This window comes from Alicyclobacillus shizuokensis NBRC 103103, from assembly GCF_001552255.1.
GTDB classification, from domain to species: Bacteria; Bacillota; Bacilli; order Alicyclobacillales; family Alicyclobacillaceae; genus Alicyclobacillus_G; species Alicyclobacillus_G shizuokensis.
Window position 1 is genome coordinate 38,227 of sequence record NZ_BCQV01000025.1, and the last position, 17,066, is coordinate 55,292.

Annotated in this window: 14 protein-coding genes; 4 read left to right on the plus strand and 10 right to left on the minus strand. The window is 62.3% G+C overall.

Features of this window, described 5'->3' with window-relative positions; all coding sequences use genetic code 11:
* Nucleotides 1–14 precede the first annotated feature (14 nt).
* The 3 genes from nagA to ASH01S_RS10740 form a co-directional block, all read right to left on the minus strand.
* Nucleotides 15–1,184, minus strand: a complete 1,170-nt coding sequence (gene nagA, locus ASH01S_RS10730) for an N-acetylglucosamine-6-phosphate deacetylase (protein WP_067927740.1) — start codon at nucleotides 1,182–1,184, stop codon at nucleotides 15–17.
* 39 nt (nucleotides 1,185–1,223) lie between these two features.
* Nucleotides 1,224–2,897 carry a phosphoenolpyruvate--protein phosphotransferase gene (gene ptsP / locus ASH01S_RS10735; protein WP_169794225.1) on the minus strand — a complete coding sequence of 558 codons (1,674 nt, stop codon included), beginning with the start codon at nucleotides 2,895–2,897 and terminating at the stop codon, nucleotides 1,224–1,226.
* Nucleotides 2,898–2,990: 93 nt separating this feature from the next.
* Nucleotides 2,991–3,254 carry an HPr family phosphocarrier protein gene (locus tag ASH01S_RS10740; protein WP_067927746.1) on the minus strand — a complete coding sequence of 88 codons (264 nt, stop codon included), beginning with the start codon at nucleotides 3,252–3,254 and terminating at the stop codon, nucleotides 2,991–2,993.
* Nucleotides 3,255–3,500: 246 nt separating this feature from the next.
* Between ASH01S_RS10740 and ASH01S_RS10745 the strand changes: the two genes are divergently transcribed.
* Entirely contained in the window at nucleotides 3,501–4,640 is a 1,140-nt protein-coding gene (locus ASH01S_RS10745) for a glycosyltransferase (RefSeq protein ID WP_067927750.1), read from the plus strand.
* A 28-nt stretch (nucleotides 4,641–4,668) separates the two neighbouring features.
* On the opposite strand, the gene bshB2 is transcribed toward ASH01S_RS10745, so the two are convergent.
* The gene (bshB2, locus tag ASH01S_RS10750; RefSeq protein WP_067927753.1) at nucleotides 4,669–5,343 is read right to left on the minus strand and encodes a bacillithiol biosynthesis deacetylase BshB2; all 675 of its coding nucleotides are present in this window, start codon (nucleotides 5,341–5,343) and stop codon (nucleotides 4,669–4,671) included.
* 76 nt (nucleotides 5,344–5,419) lie between these two features.
* Nucleotides 5,420–5,770 carry a YojF family protein gene (locus ASH01S_RS10755; RefSeq protein ID WP_067927756.1) on the minus strand — a complete coding sequence of 117 codons (351 nt, stop codon included), beginning with the start codon at nucleotides 5,768–5,770 and terminating at the stop codon, nucleotides 5,420–5,422.
* 204 nt (nucleotides 5,771–5,974) lie between these two features.
* Here ASH01S_RS10755 and ASH01S_RS10760 point away from each other — a divergent pair, with 204 nt between their 5' ends.
* Nucleotides 5,975–6,982: an FTR1 family iron permease gene (locus ASH01S_RS10760; RefSeq protein ID WP_067927759.1), complete on the plus strand. Its 1,008-nt coding sequence runs from the start codon at nucleotides 5,975–5,977 to the stop codon at nucleotides 6,980–6,982.
* A gap of 107 nt (nucleotides 6,983–7,089) precedes the next feature.
* Here the strand turns inward: ASH01S_RS10760 and ASH01S_RS10765 are convergent, their stop codons facing one another.
* The 3 genes from ASH01S_RS10765 to ASH01S_RS10775 are packed head-to-tail and all read right to left on the minus strand — an operon-like array spanning nucleotide 7,090 to nucleotide 10,889.
* Nucleotides 7,090–7,533 carry a GNAT family N-acetyltransferase gene (locus ASH01S_RS10765; protein ID WP_067927761.1) on the minus strand — a complete coding sequence of 148 codons (444 nt, stop codon included), beginning with the start codon at nucleotides 7,531–7,533 and terminating at the stop codon, nucleotides 7,090–7,092.
* Between the two features lie 28 nt (nucleotides 7,534–7,561).
* The gene (locus ASH01S_RS10770) at nucleotides 7,562–8,725 is read right to left on the minus strand and encodes an acyl-CoA dehydrogenase family protein (RefSeq protein ID WP_067927764.1); all 1,164 of its coding nucleotides are present in this window, start codon (nucleotides 8,723–8,725) and stop codon (nucleotides 7,562–7,564) included.
* A 31-nt stretch (nucleotides 8,726–8,756) separates the two neighbouring features.
* A complete protein-coding gene (locus ASH01S_RS10775) occupies nucleotides 8,757–10,889 on the minus strand; it encodes a S9 family peptidase (protein WP_067927767.1) in 2,133 nt (710 codons plus the stop codon).
* A 198-nt stretch (nucleotides 10,890–11,087) separates the two neighbouring features.
* Here ASH01S_RS10775 and ASH01S_RS10780 point away from each other — a divergent pair, with 198 nt between their 5' ends.
* Both ASH01S_RS10780 and ASH01S_RS10785 read left to right on the plus strand, forming a co-directional pair.
* Nucleotides 11,088–12,002 (plus strand): endonuclease/exonuclease/phosphatase family protein, encoded by a 915-nt coding sequence (locus ASH01S_RS10780; protein WP_067927770.1) that lies wholly within the window; start codon nucleotides 11,088–11,090, stop codon nucleotides 12,000–12,002.
* A gap of 51 nt (nucleotides 12,003–12,053) precedes the next feature.
* Nucleotides 12,054–12,830 carry an SGNH/GDSL hydrolase family protein gene (locus ASH01S_RS10785; RefSeq protein WP_067927773.1) on the plus strand — a complete coding sequence of 259 codons (777 nt, stop codon included), beginning with the start codon at nucleotides 12,054–12,056 and terminating at the stop codon, nucleotides 12,828–12,830.
* A 15-nt stretch (nucleotides 12,831–12,845) separates the two neighbouring features.
* On the opposite strand, the gene ASH01S_RS10790 is transcribed toward ASH01S_RS10785, so the two are convergent.
* On the minus strand, nucleotides 12,846–14,027 hold the full coding sequence (locus ASH01S_RS10790; RefSeq protein WP_067927776.1) for a glycosyltransferase family 4 protein: 1,182 nt from the start codon (nucleotides 14,025–14,027) through the stop codon (nucleotides 12,846–12,848).
* On the minus strand, nucleotides 14,024–16,981 hold the full coding sequence (locus tag ASH01S_RS10795) for a CDP-glycerol glycerophosphotransferase family protein (protein WP_067927779.1): 2,958 nt from the start codon (nucleotides 16,979–16,981) through the stop codon (nucleotides 14,024–14,026). The genes ASH01S_RS10790 and ASH01S_RS10795 overlap by 4 nt, the downstream gene beginning before the upstream one ends.
* Between the last annotated feature and the right edge of the window lie 85 nt (nucleotides 16,982–17,066).

Consider the following 17,066-nt stretch of genomic DNA (forward strand, 5'->3'; position numbering starts at 1 on the left):
TCTGCACATACGCGCTAGCGGTGAAAGATACGCTCCCCTCCAACCCAGGTCGCGAGGACCGATAAGGATTCATCCAGGAGCACTAAATCGGCATCCATACCGGGACGAATGTCCCCCTTGCAATGTGAGAGCCCCAGTTGGCGCGCCGGCGTGGTGCTGGCCATGCGCACGGCGTCGAACAAGCCAACCCCCACTTTCATGGCCATGTTGCGCACGGCCTGGTCCATGGTCAGCGTGCTGCCGGCGAGCTGGTCGCTGCCAGCCAAGCAGGCTCGCCCGTCGCGCACCGACACCGGAAGGCCCCCCAGGTCATATTCTCCATCCGGGCGTCCGGCAGCCGCCATGGCGTCTGTAATCAGCGTCACGCCGTCGGCTCCCTTGACCTTCACCACCAACCGCAACACGTCCCAATCGACGTGCTGTCCGTCCGCAATCAACTCGCAGACCACACGCTCATCCAGCAGGGCCTGTGCTACCGGCCCGCCCTGCCGATGGTGCAAGCCGCGCATGCCGTTGAACAGGTGTGTGGCCTGGCGCACCCCTTGCCGGATGGCCTCGCCGGCCGTATCGGAGTCGCAATCCGTGTGCCCCATCGAGACCAGCACCCCCTGCCGGCCGAGCCACTCTATCAAGTCGCGCGCCCCGGGGCGCTCGGGAGCAAGGGTCATACTGCGGACCAACCCAGGCACCCGCGCCAGCAGTGATTCGGCCAGGGAAACGGACGGATTGACAATGTGCTCCGGATTCTGCGCCCCACGCCGGCTGGGGGCGATGAAGGGCCCCTCGAGATGTACGCCGAGAATGACGGGGCCCTGCCACCGTCGCTGGCGGACCTCATGCACGGCGTCCAGCGCCTGAAGCAGCCGGTCTGCTGACGCGGTCAGAGTCGTCGGGAGCCAACCGGTGGTGCCATGGGACGCATGAAAGCGGCCAATGCGCTCCACGCTCTCCGGTCTGCCATCCATGACATCGGCTCCGTCCCCCCCGTGCACGTGCATGTCGATAAACCCCGGCACCAGCCACGCCCCACGCGGTTCAGAGAAAGTCGAGGGTGCCGCCGCAGGCGCCGGTCCGGCGCCCAACTCGCGGATGACGCCGTTTTGCACCCGCACGTACCCGTCTTCGCAGATACCGGTTGAAGTGACGATACGAACCCCGTTGAGGACCCAGTCATCGCTGCCCATACGATGCGTCACCTCCAGCCAAGCGATAGATTCGGCCCGTCACTTCTCCAGCATCTCGGAAGCGTGGATACGAGCCGTGGAACTGTCGACCTCCGACAACCGCAGCTTGACAGCGGGGATGGAACCAGCGCTCATGGACAATTCCGTCAGCCCAAGCCCGACAAGACACTCCGTGGCGTGCACGTCGCCCGCAAGCTCACCGCACATGCCCACCGGTATGCCCGCCTTACGCGCCGCATCGCACGTCATCTGCACCAGCCGCAGCACGGCCGGGTGCATCGGTTGATACAAATCGGCCACCTGCTCATTGCCCCTGTCCACCGCCAGTGTGTACTGAGTCAAGTCGTTGGTGCCGATGCTCATGAAGTCCACTTCGCGGGCGAACACGTCGGCCAACACGGCTGCCGCAGGAATTTCCACCATCATGCCGACCTTGATCTGCTCGGCCACCGGTACGCCGACGGCCACCAATTCCTCGCGACATTCACCAAGCAGGCTCTTCGCCTGCCTGAGTTCGGCCAGCGATTGGATCATCGGGAACATGATCCACAGCTGCCCGTGCTGGCTCGCCCGCAGCAAAGCGCGCAACTGCGTCCGAAAGACAGAGGGCTGGTCCAGACAAAAGCGAATCGCCCGGTGGCCGAGGAACGGGTTTTCCTCCTTGGGCAACTGGGCAAACGGCAGGGGCTTGTCCCCGCCGATGTCGAGCGTCCGAATCACCACCGGCCGCGGGGCGAACGCCTCCAGGACGGATCGGTATGCTGCGTATTGCTCCTCCTCCGTGGGCCAATGGTCAGAGTTCTGATACAAGAATTCAGTTCGGAACAGGCCGACCCCTTCCGCCCCATTGGCGAGCGCCGGCTCTACGTCCTTGAGGCTGCCGATGTTGGCGAACACCTCAATGCGCACACCATCCTTCGTCCTGGCCGAAACCTGCGCCGCCGCCCGCAGAGTTTCGCGCCGGGCACGCTGTTCTTGCGCCTCTTGGCGAGCACGCTCAGCTGACGCTGGGTCCGGGTTTACCGTGACTTCCCCGGCCCGTCCGTCCACCACCAGGACGTCTCCGTCGCGCACCTGGGCGATGGCTTCTCCACCCAATCCAACTACACTCGGAATCCCCATCGTCCGCGCCAAAATGGCGGTATGGGCGGTCTTGCTGCCGTGCGCCAGCACAAACCCAGCCACGCCCGCAGGCAATTGGGCGGTATCGGAAGGTGCCAGTTCGTCCGCCACGATGATGGCGCCGTCCGGCACGTTCCGCCCGCCCGTCTCGACACCGCTCAACACCTGCAGCAGGCGCCTCCCGACATCCCGGATATCATCCGCACGCGCCCGCAGGTACTCGTCGGCAATCGCGGCCAGCATGTCCGCCGTCGCCTCGGTGACCTGCTGACACACCGCTTCGGCGTTGAGTTGATCAGCCGCGATTCGCCTGCCGATCTCGCCGACATAGGCCGGATCGTCCAAGAAGGCGAGGTGGGCGTCGAACACCCTGGCCTCCGCTTCGCCCACTTGGGCAGCCGTTCGTTCCCGGATGTGCGTGATCTGCTGCTTTGCTGTCGCAACCGCCGCCTCAAACCGCTCTTGTTCTATAGCGACCTGCTCCGGCGCCAATGGGCGCACAGGTACGTCGGCCGCTTGAGTTCGCCACAGGAACGCTGGCCCCACCGCAAGCCCCTCCGACGCGGCAATTCCACGATACACTCGTTCCACTGATTGCACCTCGTCCATCCTCTCTAAATTGTCAGCACAGCCCTGCCCCGGCCGTCACCGAGGCCGGGCCAACACGCGAGCGCATCGTGTGAATTATTCCCCTAGACCGCTTTCGATAAGAGCGACGACCGATTGGATGGCCGCCTCCTCGCCCTCGCCTTCGGCGCGAATCGTCACCGTCTGACCGGATTGAACCGCCAGCGACATGACACCGAGGATGCTCTTGGCATCCACCTCTTTGTCCTCTTTGCGGATCCAGATCTGGCAGCTGTGGCGGCCGCACTCCTGGACCAGCAGCGCTGCCGGCCGGGCATGCAGTCCGCTCGGGTTGTGAATGGTGACCGTTTGTTCTGTCATCAGGACTCTCCTCTCTCAGCCGCTATGGTCTGGCTGATAACGGTGTACGACCTTATTGTATCGATTTTTGCCCTGGTTGTGGTCAGACTCCCGCGTCCACGACAATATTTCATGAATGTGTGAATGTGCGACAGGAACGGGAGACCGCTCTCTGTATCCGGGGCAGGCGAAGAGGGTCGGGACGTCTCCGAACGCGGTTCATGGTATAATCAGCCTGTGAATTGCCTGTATTTGGGGGGCATGCCCGTGCGCTTCAGCATCATCGTTCCAACCTACAATGAACGGGAAAATGTCTGCATACTGGCGGATCGAATCGCCCAGGTCCTGGCGGACCGGACGGACTGGTACGAATTGTGGTTTGTGGATGACAGCGATGATGATACCCCCGACATCTTGCAGGCGCTCATGCAGCGCGATCCGCACGTGCGCGTGCACCACCGCGGTCACGGCCGCGGCCTGGCGACGGCGGTGGTGGAAGGCTTCCAGCGGGCTGGTGGAGAATTCTTCATTGTCATGGACGCAGACCTGCAGCACCCGCCAGAGGTCCTGCCCACGGTCATGGACCGGCTGCTGCAGGGGATTGACGTGGTCATCCCGAGCCGCTTTGTGGCGGGCGGATCGGACGGCGGATTGACGGGCACGCGCAAACTCGTCTCCTGGATTGCGCGCAAGATGGGACAGCTGGCCCTGCACCGGCTGCGTCATGTCTCCGACTGCACAAGCGGTTTCTTCGGTATCCGCCGCTCGGTCGTCGACGGCGTGCCGCTCGCCCCAATTGGCTGGAAAATCCTCATCGAGGTCCTGGCCAAGGGCCGATACCGCACCGTCCATGAAATTCCTTACCGGTTCATCGCCCGCCGTGCCGGCGAGTCCAAGATGAGCCTGCGCGAACAGTGGAATTACGTCCACCATTTGATCCGCCTCGTGGCGCAGCTGCCGGAGGATAGAAGATTTTATCTGTTCTGTCTGGTTGGGCTCCTTGGAGTTGGGGTCAACCTCATGGTCATGGCCCTGCTCCTTGACGTGGCACACCTGCCCGTGCTCGTTGCCTCCGTGTCCTCCTCCGTCGTCGCGATGGTGCATAACTTCGTCTGGAATGATCGCGTCACCTGGCGCGGGAGGACGGTCCGTGGACGCTGGCACCGGTGGCTGCAGTTGCCATTGTTCATGGCGATTTCGGCCGTCGGCATCGCCATCACAGCGGCAGCGGCGCAGGCCTTTGCCTGGCTGCACATCCCCGAACTGTATGGGCAGTTGCTCGGGATTGCCCTCGCCACCGTCTGGAACTTCACGGCCAACAACCGTTGGACATGGGCGGCGAGGGGAGGCCCCGGCGACGACGAGCTTGCGCCGGTGGTCTCCGTGACACGGGAAAAAATATTGTGAGGGACCATGCGCCGGGCAGCCCGGCGCCTCAATCGGCAAAACGGTAGGTGTAATACGCTTCCTTGCTCCGCTCCGCTTCCATCCTCCGGGCCGCGTCGGGATTTTTCGCGAACTGTTCCTCCAGATTCTTGAGCATCGCCTCCGACTGCGAGCGGTGCGCCCGGATGGCCGCCATCTTGATGTCGAACACCGCACGGACATCGTTGATTACGTCCGGATCGCCCAACTTTTCCCGGGCGTCACGGGAAAAAGCGCTGCAGTGCACGGTCGGTCGCTGATCCTTGGGCAACATCTCGACCGCGCGCACGGTCGCCGCCCCGAGCGCGTTGTGGTCTGGGTGCACCGCGAATCCCGGGTAGTGCGTGATGATGAGAGAAGGTTTGAGCTCCAGGATGATGTCCCGAATGCGCTCGGCCAACGCTTCCCGGTCCTCAAACTCTACCGTCTTGTCGCGCAGCCCCAACAGCCGCAAATCCCGAATGCCAAGAACCTGGCAGGCCTCGCGCAGTTCCTGTTCCCGCACTTGGGGCAGCGACTCGCGGGTGGCAAAAAACGGCTTGCCCATGTTGCGTCCCATCTCTCCCAGCGTGCCGCACACATAGGTGACCGGTGTGCCAGCCTGTGTGTGCATGGCGATGGTGCCCCCGCTGCTGAAAGTTTCGTCGTCTGGGTGTGGGAATACCACTAAAACGTGCCTCTCCATTGTGTTCAACTCCCTTATCCGCTGCACACACCAGCGTAGGATACCAACCGCAGAGCAAAACTGCGCCTAGATGCGCTCAGATGCGAAACGGGGTGCGGCTGAGCTCCAAGGCGACCGCCAGGCGGCCCTCCCGGTCATGACCGGCCATCAGCAGCCGTCCCTCGGCATCCACCTCGTAGTCGGTCAGTCCCTCGGCGTAGACCCAACCTTGGTCCATCTTGAGCCCCACCCGAAACGGGCCGTCTCCGCTCACCACCCCGCGGTGATACCGGATGCGCCCGTTGCGAATGTACGCGCACACCGCCAGCTGCGACTCCTGCCTATGCGCCGCGTACGCCCCGTTGGTCGTCTCCAGGTGCAGGTACAAATCCTGGTTTTCAAACTCGTTGAGGACAGTTTGCACCGCCTCTTTATCGATGGGTCCCATGGCACAACCTCCATCCATCAAACCTGATCCACAAGTCCTGTCGCTACTTCATAGGTTAGCAAACTCTCGTCCGATCTGCGAATGATGGCGAGTTCATGTATCAAACCTCTTGCAGTTAGCATCTGCTAATCGTACAATACCCAGAGAGAAAGTTGATTCACTAGGTCATGTTTGTCGACGCACCGAGACGAGGGGGAGTATCGGTTGTCTTTCCGGTGGAGTATCAAGCGAACGATTTTGACGGTGTTGGCGGCTGCGGTGGTGGCGGCGCTCGTGTGGCAGGGCGTCACCGCCGGCGGCAATCCGGACCCGACGGCGCAGAACATTGGCCGAGGTGCGGCCATCGTGGACACAGGCATCCTGGTGTTTCGCGAGGGATTGGAGACCATCCTCGTCCTCTCGGCCATCACGGCCAGCCTGGTCCGTACCCGGCGAGCGTATTGGCGGCCAATCTCAAACGGCGCCGGACTCGCCTTTCTGGCCACCATCGTTACCTGGTTTGTAGTGGTGGGCATCATCGCCCTGGTCGGCCAGACCGCCTCGGAACTCGACATCCAGGCGGCTACCGGGCTGTTGGCCATCCTGGTCTTGCTGTTGGTAATGAACTGGTTCTTCCACCGCATCTATTGGACCGGCTGGATTTCGATGCACAACCGAAAGAAAAACGAAATGATTGATACGCTGGAATCGGACGCGACAGCGCCAGTCGGCATCGCCGACACCGCGAAATCGGTGGCCTACAAAGGCCTGGTCGTTCTCGGGTTTACGTCCGTCTATCGGGAAGGCTTCGAAGTCGTGCTGTTCCTACAGAACACGCGCATGCAGGTGGGGTCCATGGTTGTCCTCATCGGCACCGCGGTGGGCCTGGCGCTTACCCTGATGGTCGCCGTCCTAACCTTCTTCGCCCACCAAAAACTTCCCTACAAAAAGATGCTGGTGTTCACGGGCGTCATGCTGGGCGCCGTGTTGTTGGTGATGGTCGGAGAACAAGTGCAGGAGATGCAGCAAGCCGGCTGGCTTGGCGCCACCCAGCTGCCGGTGCACTTCCCGGACTGGATGGGGCTTTGGTTCTGTGTGTTCAACAACATTCAAAGCCTGGCCGCGCAGTTCATCGCCGCTCTGTTCGTGCTCGGGTCCTACTTTGGCGCGCAGTATGTGCGGGTATGGAAGCCGCGACGGGAAGCGCTGCGCACTTCCGCCGGGCAGGCGTAAGGCGCGCCAACCGCGCGCGGGCACAGCCAAGCGTACAGCCCATATCCCTGTGGGCGATCCGGCCGGATCGCCCACACGCTCTACCTTCGTCGCGAGGCTCAGTTTACTCAATCGGCGAGTTCCTTTTCCATGCGCACATGCAAGATTCCCGCGTCCAGGAACGGCTCCTCGCTGACCACGCGATAGCCCAGCTTCTCGTAAAAGGCCTGTGCCTGGCACTGGGCGTCCAAGACGACGCGCCGCAAGCCGAGCTGTCGCGCTGCCGCCTCCGCGGCCGCCATCACGGCCCTGCCCCAGCCCCCACCGCGGACCGACCGGCGCACGGCCACGCGCTGGACCTTGGCCGTTGTTTCATCGTACCGCTTGACCCGCGCGGTCGCTTGAGCCATCCCCCGCCCATCCCGGACCAGGAGATGGACGCAGGCGCCCACGCGGTCCCATTCGTCCCACTCCAGGTCTTCCGGGACGCCCTGCTCCTCGACAAACACCTCGCGGCGAATGGCGAGGCACTCCCGCAACTGCTCTTCGTTCTCCACGACCTGCGCGCGCATCGGCACTCCCCTTTGCACGCACGCCGAATCAATGCGTCGCCCGCCGTTCGAACTCCTGTTTCAGTTGGGCTGCAATGATATTCTTCTGAATTTCCGACGTGCCTTCATAGATTCTCGTGATGCGGGCATCGCGGTAGAAACGCTCAATCGGATAGTCGGCGATGTAGCCGATGCCCCCGTGAATCTGCACCGCTTTGTCCGCCACTCGGTTATACACCTCAGAGCCATACAGTTTCAACATCGCCGCTTCCTTGACGATTTTCTCGCCCTGGTCCGCCTGCCAGGCGACCTTGTACAGGAACGCCCGCAGGGTTTCAATTTCGAGCGCCATCTCCGCCAGGTAGTGCTGGATGATCTGCTGCTCGAAGATGGGCCTGCCAAATTGCTCGCGGGTCAAGGCGTGAGCGAGCGACTTTTCCAGCAGGTACTCGCACGATCCTAAAGACCGCGCGGCCAAGCCCGCCCGGCCGTTGGCGAGGATGCGGAGAGCGTTGACGTAGCCGCGGCCGACCTCGCCGAGCACGTTCTCCTCCGGCACCTCCAGGTCTTCAAAATAGAGCTGAGCGGTCTGCGAGCCATGCAGTCCCATCTTTCTCTCCACCTGGCCGACGTGAAAGCCTGGAAAGCTGCGCTCGACGATGAACGATGTGATGCCGTGCGCCCCCTTCGCCGGGTCCGTCGCGGCCATGACCGTGAACACATGGGCAATGGGGGCGTTGGTGATGTAGATCTTCTGGCCGTTCAGGATGTAGCGATCCCCTTTCTTGACCGCCACAGTGCGCAGATTGGCGGCGTTGGAACCGGCCTGTGGCTCCGTCAGGGCAAAGGCGCCAATCCACTCCCCGGAAGCCATTTTCGGCAGGTAGCGGCGCTTTTGCTCCTCGTTTCCCAACTCCACGATGCCCACGCTGCCAATCCCGTTGTGCGCGCCAACGACCGTAGTGTAGCCGTTGATGGTGCGCCCCAGCTCTTCAAACACGGCGCATTTGCCGAGCATGGACAGGCCAAGGCCGCCGTACTCCTCGGGAATGCTGAGGCCGAACAGCCCCAGTTGCTTGGACTTGAGCAAGAGATCGTCGGGCACCCGGTCCTGCTGCTCAATCTGCATGGCCAGCGGTTCGACTTCCTGATCGACAAAGTCGCGCACCGTCCGCTTCATCTCCATCAACTCTTGCGGCAAGAGAAAGTCCATTGGCAATTCCCCCTTCCAACGGACATGTCACTCAGGTGAGTGAATCCACATCCGGCAGGTGAGCGTCGATGAAGCCGAAGATGGCTTGGAGCCGGGCCACCCGCAGCTTCGGCTTGCCCCCGCGAGAGAGCCCGTGGCTGGCGTTGGGTATGCGCAGCAGTTCCACCTCCGCGCCGCGCCGCTTCAGCGTCGTGTACAGCTGCTCGGCCTGTTCCATCGGGCAGCGCAGGTCGTTTTCCGAGTGCAAAATCAACAGCGGCGTCCGGATATGGGCCGCGTGGGCCAAGGGCGACATCTGCCACAACCGCTCCCGTTCCGCAATCACGTCCGACACACCCAGTTGGCTTTCGACGAACAGCGGTCCGATATCACTGCACCCGTAGAAAGAGATCCAGTTGGAGATGGAGCGTTGTGTGACCGCGGCGAAAAACCGTTGGGTGTGCCCAATCAACCAGTTGGTCATGAAGCCTCCGTAGCTGCCGCCGGTGACGGCGACGCGCTCCCCGTCGAGAAAATCGAATTGCGACAGAGCCGCCTCCAAGCCGTTCAGCACATCGGCCGCGTCGTCCTCGCCGTAGTGATGGCGCACCGCGTTGACAAACTCCTGACCGTAGCTGGTGCCCCCGCGCGGATTCGTGTAGACTACCGCATACCCCTGCGCCGCCAGCCACTGCATCTCGTGAAACATGGCGTACCCGTAGTGGGTCTGCGGCCCGCCGTGAATCTCCAGAATCACCGGGTAGCGCTTTCCCGACTCGAAACGGGCCGGCTTCATCACCCATCCCTGGAGCGTCCAGTCCCCACCCGATTTGTAATAAAAGGGTTCCGGCTCCACCAGCGCCACCTCGTCCAGCCACGTGTTGCACCGGTCCAGACGCACCTCCCGCTCCGGAAAGAACGGCAGCGGACCGTCCATCGCCTCGGTCACGGCGCGCGGCTTGCGCGGCCTGGGTGGAACGCCGGCAATGCCCACCGACACCACCTTTCCCGGGTGCGTTGGGGTGCCGTAAGTCACAACAAACCGTGTCCCCCCGTCGCTGGCGAACCCATACACGTCCCTGTCGCCGCCGATGACCACCTCGCCCTCCGGTGTGCTCCCATCGGTGGCAAAGCGGACCACCTCGCAGCGTCCTTCCCGCGCCGACAGCACGTAGATGAATCGGTTGTCACGCGACCATACGGGGGGCTGGTTCTTCACCAGACCGTGCATGTCCGATCCGGTTGCGTCCCCGATTTCGTCGGGAAACTGTCCGGTCAACCGGGTCACCCCGCCATCCGCCGTGGCGACCAGAAACAGATGCGTATGCGCAGCCGACCAGTACTTGTACAACTCCTCGCCGTGCCCGAGCACGGCCAGGTAACGGCCGTCCGGTGAATACGCCAGGTCATGCGCCACCACATCCGCACAGAGCAGCCTAGCCTCTCCGCCGTCCGCCGGCACCTGGTAGATATCCTCATACCACCAGTTCACATCCGGGTTATCCCGCCGATTCGTGGTATAGGCAACAGACTTTCCGTCGGGGGCCACGCTGAACGCAGAAACCCCCTCGCGCTCCCACGTCAGCTGGCGACAAACACCCGTCTCCACGTCGATGGCCACCAACTGTCGCACGCGCTTGCGCGACAGTCCCACGCCATCCCCCTTGTAGTAGAGCCGGTCGTAACGTTTGGGATTATCCGCCCATTCCTTGTTCTCCTTGTCCATTTGCTCCTGAACCTCTTTGTCCGTGAGGTCCTCATCCCAGAACGCGACGTCGCCCACTGTCTGCTCCCGGGGCACCGGCACCAACGCGTACAAACTGCGTCCATCCGGCGCGAAGGCCAAGGCGCCTGGAGCGTAGCGGAAGCGGGTCAACCGCCGTGCCTCGCCCCCTTGCATCGGCAGCAACCAAACCTGCGTTCCATACGCGCGATTGGACACGAACGCGAGCGTGTCGCCGTCCGGCGACCACACGGCTCCATGGTTATGCGTACCGCTTGTCGTCAGCGGGCGGAACTCCGCCCCATCCGTGCGCGCTAGCCATAGCTGCGTCTCGTAATCGTCCTGTTTCTCGTCCACGCTCATGCACTCGAACACGGCCCATTGCCCGTCCGGACGGAGCACCGGATTGGACAGCCATTGAAACCGATAGAGATCCTCCGCTTGGATGGTGCGTTTGGACATTGTCATCCCCCTCGTCGGTGAACCTGCACCAGCCGCCCAACCGGCGTCTGCGCACCCCTGCATCGCATGTTCATGAATCAACGTATGATTCTAAGTATAGATCAGACTTCACGGACAAGGGTGCCTGCTTGACTGAGGAGTATTTCGCGTCCGGGTTGCAGAGAATAGCGAAAAACGGAAAGCGAGGTGACAGCCGCCATGCACTGGCCCAAGCTGTCCCGCTCCATCCTGACGGCCGCCAGTCTATGCCTGGCTGTGGCTATGGCGGCGTCCCCGGCACGGGCCGCAGAACTGCCTACCCAGCCGACTACGGGGAAAGAGACGTTAACCGTCGTCTCCTACAACACGCACGGCGGCATCGGCATCGACGGCCGCTATAACTTGGCGCGGATTGCCGACATCATCACCCAGACGCACGCCGACGTGGTCGGACTGCAGGAAGTGGGTGCCTACTGGCACAAGCACGCCCAGCATGAGGACGAGGCGCAGTTCTACATCCGACGTCTCCATATGTACGGATTTTTCGCCCCCATCTTCAACCTGGACGCGGGCACCCCAGGAGGCCCCCGGCGCCAATACGGCGTCCTGCTCCTGAGCCGCTATCCCATACAGGGCATGGAAAACCATCGGATTGCCCGCCGGTTGACGCGAGACCAGCGCGAATCGGTGGCGATGAAACCGGGGTTTGCGGAGGCGATGATTCACGTCCATGGACAGGACCTGCACATTTACCTCACGCACCTGGATTATCGGCGTGATACGCATGTGCGAGCGCGGCAGGTGGCCGACATGATGCGCATCGTCTCCGAAGACACCGGACCCAAGGTGTTGATGGGTGATCTCAACGCGGTCCCCGCTGCCCCCGAACTGCGACCGTTGTGGAAAGTGTTCGACCAGACGATGAACCGGTGCCAGGGCGGATGCGCCACCTTCCCTGCCGACTCCCCCAGGCGCTTGATTGACTACGTGCTCGTCAGTCATGGACTTAAGGTCCGGTCCGTTCACGTCGTGGACACGACGGCGTCCGACCACCGTCCCGTCCGAGCCGTGATCTCGCTGGCCGGCGCGAAACACCCGCGAACCTTGCCGGCCCCCGCCAGCAAGCGAACGTAAACCTGTAGTATACTGGGGGATATTGACATACATAGGTGCAGGTGAACGGGAATGAAGCGACGCTGGATGGGGCTGGCTGCAGCCCTGATCTGTGCCGCAGCCCTGTGCGGATCCACGTACATCGCGGAGGGCAGACCGCACAGACACAGTGAACAAGAAACGGTGCTGGTTGTGGGTGGATCGATGGCGCACGGGTGGCTGGACGCACGGCGCGACAGTTACCTGCGGCGCGCCTTTGCCGAGCTCAGCAGCACCACTCCCGTGCAATGGCAGTATGTCGACCGAAGCCGTCCAGGAGAACGCGCGGTCGATGTGATGCATCGCTACCCGCATTGGCTCTTGAGCACAAAGCCCCAAGTGGTGGCCATCGCTTGGGGACTGCTCAACGACTGTCACAAGCGCACCCCCATGGCGAGGTTTAAACACGCCATCCACGCTGAAATCGACGGCGCCCTGGCGCGACATGCGGTCGTCATGCTCGTGACGCCGCCGGTGACCGAGGCGTCGTCCTCGTTCTATCGTGCCGGTACCGAACGCTACCTGACGGCAGAAATGGAGGTCGCGCACGAGTTCCGCAGTCCGAACGTGCACGTCTTCGACATCCTGTCGCAGATGCGCCGCTACATGGCTGCCCATGGCCAGACGTACTGGGTGTACTATGGAAACTCCTGGCATCCCAACAGCGCCGGCCACCGATTGGCTGGCCAGCTCCTGTACAGGGACATCGTCCACATGCTGGGACGCGGTCCGATTGTCTACGTCGAGAACCCTCGATTGGCGAGGCCGAGGCCGGGAGGGGACGGCAATGCGAGCACCGCCGCCATGTAGGCCGCATGGTCCTTCTCAGGCCCGGTTGCGGCCTATATCCTCCAACAGGTCCAGCCATTGCTGGCCAATCTGTTGAATGTCAAAGCGCTGCACATTGCGCACGGCGTTCTGGCCAAAGCGACGCCGCTTCTCATCGTCCCCCATCAGATCCATGAGCGCCTCGGCAAACCGTTCCACATTGCCGTTCTCGACCAGCCAGCCGTCTTCGCCATGCGTCACAATCTCCGCCGGGCCCTTGGGGCAGTCAAACGAGACCATCGGCACGCCACACTGCATCGCCTCGACCAGGACCATGCCGAACCCTTCAAACCGGGAACTCAAAGCATAGATGGAAGCCTGGGCCAGTTCCTGCTGCATGTCGCGCGAAGGGCCCATCAAAAACACATGGTTGTACAGGTGCTTATCCAGAATCAACCTCTGCAGGGCGTCCCTCTCCCGGCCGTAGCCGTAGATCTTCAAGCGCCAATCGGGGAAGCGCTCGACCACGCGCGCAAACGCCTCAATCAACAGGTCGAACCCTTTTTGCGGCACCAGCCGGCCAGCGGCGATGACAGCCTTTTGATCCAAGGAGGACTGCGGACAGGACACCTGTGGAGCCGAATTCGTGATCTTGCGGACATCCAGCCCGGTACTGTCAAACAGGCGGCGATAGGTGGCGGTGTCATCATCTGTCAGCGTGATCAGATGGTCGAGCCGCGGGTAGAGCCGGCGGATGGCGCGCTGCAGCCCCGGCGGATGGATGTCGAAGTTGAGGTGCTCCTGTGCCACCCGACAGACGCGCGGATCCACGTATTTGGCCGCCATCAGGTTGAAACTCGGCCTCGTGGTGATGAGGACACCGTCATGGAGCGACTTGAGAAAGCGGTAGATCTTCACGTCGCTCATGAGCGAAAACGCGTCGTACGCCTCATCATCGCGGTGGATCAGCCGGCTTTTCAGCTTGGGCACACGCAGGTACTGCAGCGTCCGCTGTTTGATGCCCGGCCGCCCGCCGACTTGGCCCGCGGCGACCGAGTTACGCAGAACGCGGATGCGAATGCGCGGATCTATAGGAAAGAACGGATCCTTGTTCTTGCGAAAAACACTGACAATCTCTACATCCTGGCCGTGCGCGGCCAAATAGTTTGCCGTGTTGAGAACTGTGCGGACGGTGCCGCCCATGCCATAGATGTCAAAGATCAAAAAGGTGATTCTCATCGGCGCCCACCCTTTCCGACGTCGTCGAACACAGCCTCAATCACGCGCCGCGCCGCGCCGCCGTCTTCCAGTGAACAGAAACGCCGGCGGAACGCGTCGTACTTGTCCTGATAGCGTATAGACCATTCGTCCACCTGGCGAATCGCCGCAAACAGCTCCGCCTCAGTGCGCACCAGCGGTCCTGGCGCCTGCTCTTCCAAATCAAAGTAAAACCCGCGCATCACAGATCGATAGGCCAACAGGTCATAGGTGAAGAAGATCATCGGCCGACCCGAGTTGGCAAAGTCAAACATCACCGAGGAATAATCGGTGATGAGCAGGTCGGAAATCAGGTACAGATCCGCGATGTCGTCATAATAGGTGAGGTTGCGGACGATGCCGCTGTCGTCTATCCATTGCATGCGCTGGGCATCGAAGTAATGCAGGCGCAAGAGCAGAACATAGTCGTGGCCAAACTCGCGCTTGAAATCATCCAGGTCGAAACGAAACTCGTACGGCGCATGGCGCTGCTGGCCCTGATGTTCTGAGTCCCGCCAGGTGGGCGCATAGAGGATGATCCGCTTTGTCTCCGGGATATCCAACCGGCGGCGAATCTCCTGGGCGCGCCGAGCGGCATCGGGGCGGTAAAAGACGTCGTTGCGGGGATAGCCCACCTCCAACACGGCTTTGTCATAGCGGTAGGCGCGACACAGGATCTCGGCCGTATAAGGATTGGGGGCAACCAGGTAGTCCCACCTGCGAACCCGGCTGAGCAGTTCCGGAGCCGTGTTCTCCTTGTACGCGGTCGAACCGGGATCGACATCGTACCCCAACCGTTTGAGCGGCGTTCCGTGCCAGGTTTCCACATGCACCGTGCCGCGGCGTTTGCGATAAAAATCCGGAAAGTTCCCGTTATTGATAAAATACTTTGCGCGAGCCATATAATAGAAATACGCGGTTGATCTGGGCTTCACCAGGCGCGGGGATCCGGGCAACCGTTTGTTCAGGTCTTTCATCACCCAGACGGCTCGAAAGCGGCGGCCTTGTCTGAGCATCTGTTCGTAAATGGCGCGCGGGTTGCAGGCATAACTGTTACCGTAGTAGCTCTGAAACACGATTAGGTCACTGCGCACCGGCAGCACACGGTTGGCGGCGCGGTAAAAGAGCACCCGCAGCCTGTCGAACACTCGGCGCAGCCGCGGCCGCCGATCCAGTCGGTCGTCAAAGGAGGAGACCACCGCGTCCGGGCTCAGGGTAATGGGAAACCGCGATTGATGGCTGGGAAACTCCAAGACGCACTCCACCGAATCAAAGTGCAGGTTTCTCACCACGTCGTCGTGGATGGCGGCAAATTCCCCAGCCGACAGCGTGGTCATCAGGACAGCCTGAAAATTGCTCGTCTGTCCCACCCTCTGCAAACTGCATGCCACGGGAATCCTGAGCACCTTGCCGTATTTGCAGCGCACGGTCAGCACACCCGTCACCTGGTCGACGCCCTCCACGGGGGGAAACACCTCCAAGCGCACCCGCAGCGTCAACCCCGTTTTCCTCGCCTCGACGCACAAGACCGACTTGACCCGCACGTCTGGACGAACCCTGACCGCCAGGTAGTCGCCGCGCGTGTAGAGCGGGTAAACGGCATAGGCTTGTCCGTCCAGCGTGAAGCGCTGGCATGGAAAACGCACCAACTGGTTCTTGTGAGCGATGCCGTCCTGCCAGGAACGCAATCGGCACGCACGCCCCTGCGCCGACAGGGACAGGTCCCAAAGCCCCGGGCGTAAGCCGTCCCGCAAGAGACCGCTCGGCGTCAGTCGGACGTTGAAGCGGCCATCCTCCACCACAACAGGCACAGCCATCCCCGCCTGCGAATCGCGTCGGCGTAAGCACAGCTGGGCGGCCCCACTATGGCCGGCCGGGCGTAGCACCCGCCCGAGAATTTGAATCACCCCATCGCGGGCATAGACGGCCTCCACCTCCGCCTCCAGGTCATGGGGCACCAGGCGGACGAACGGGCGCATCCCATCCAGCAACAGCTCGCACCGCACCGCGCCAAGATGGGTATGGACGATTGGGTTGCGCCGGTCAAGCGCGGCGGGGCCACCCTCGCGCTGGCGCAGCGGCAACAGCCGCTCGTCGTCGCTTTGCCCGACAGAGACAAAAAACTCCAAACGCTGGTCCATCAGTCCGGCCAAGTCCAAGGCCCCCATCGGAATCCGGGCTGTGAACGCCAAGGACGACGCGGCGGACGGCGGCGCATAGTCGACCACCCGAGCTATGGGTTCGCGTCCGGCCCTCGACTCCGCCGCTGCAGTCGACATCGCATCCCCTTCCTCGATCCAAGGGACCGGTTTCGCGGCAAAGGCGTATTCCGCAGTGGCCGCCTCGTTGCGCACCACCAGGGACAGGTGGACCCGCTTGGGCTCATTCGGATCCACCAGGGGACCAAACACGTACCCGTTCAAAACCAGCACACCGTCCCCATCCCAAGCCGTCGACACCAATTTGGCCGATCCGTTGACGCGACGAATGCGGATGGACAGGTTACCCTGCACGGTGCTGTAGGGAATGGCGGCCAGGCGGCGCGGACGGTGGAACGCGTACAACGACTCCCGCTCGCGAAGGTGGCTGCGCACCCGCCAGCGCGGCGCCTCGCCCCCCGCTGCCACCACTCCCCCTTTGCGGACATATGCGTCCCAGGTGTCCACGTCAAACAGGGCTTCGCCATGCCCGCCGGACGGTATGAAGGGGATATCGGCCACGTACGCGGCTCCCGAACCAAGGCGTTCACCGTCGCTGCGCATCAGCGGCAGCGACATCGTACGGGACGCATGCCGCTCCTGCAGCAGCAACTCCCAATCGGCCCCGTCATCGACGGCCGGAGCCAACCACAAACGCCATCCCGAACTCATCATTTCGAGGTCAATCAGCTTCCACTCCTGCTTGTCCTGACCGGCAAACCGCGCTCGTCGGTTCACGCTCGTTCCTCCTGCAGCATCTATTTGCACGCTGCATCGGCCGGTCCTACTCAAGTCCGGCCGATGCGCGCCATATCTTATATCT

Excerpts from the sequence above, each read along its gene's own strand:
- ASH01S_RS10780 (WP_067927770.1), top strand. The coding sequence starts at position 11,088 with ATGCACTGGCCCAAGCTGTCCCGCTCCATCCTGACGGCCGCCAGTCTA.
- bshB2 (WP_067927753.1), bottom strand. The coding sequence starts at position 5,343 with ATGGAGAGGCACGTTTTAGTGGTATTCCCACACCCAGACGACGAAACT.
- ASH01S_RS10740 (WP_067927746.1), bottom strand. The coding sequence starts at position 3,254 with ATGACAGAACAAACGGTCACCATTCACAACCCGAGCGGACTGCATGCC.
- ASH01S_RS10785 (WP_067927773.1), top strand. The coding sequence starts at position 12,054 with ATGAAGCGACGCTGGATGGGGCTGGCTGCAGCCCTGATCTGTGCCGCA.
- ASH01S_RS10775 (WP_067927767.1), bottom strand. The coding sequence starts at position 10,889 with ATGTCCAAACGCACCATCCAAGCGGAGGATCTCTATCGGTTTCAATGG.
- nagA (WP_067927740.1), bottom strand. The coding sequence starts at position 1,184 with ATGGGCAGCGATGACTGGGTCCTCAACGGGGTTCGTATCGTCACTTCA.
- ASH01S_RS10790 (WP_067927776.1), bottom strand. The coding sequence starts at position 14,027 with ATGAGAATCACCTTTTTGATCTTTGACATCTATGGCATGGGCGGCACC.
- ASH01S_RS10765 (WP_067927761.1), bottom strand. The coding sequence starts at position 7,533 with ATGCGCGCGCAGGTCGTGGAGAACGAAGAGCAGTTGCGGGAGTGCCTC.
- ASH01S_RS10770 (WP_067927764.1), bottom strand. The coding sequence starts at position 8,725 with ATGGACTTTCTCTTGCCGCAAGAGTTGATGGAGATGAAGCGGACGGTG.
- ASH01S_RS10755 (WP_067927756.1), bottom strand. The coding sequence starts at position 5,770 with ATGGGACCCATCGATAAAGAGGCGGTGCAAACTGTCCTCAACGAGTTT.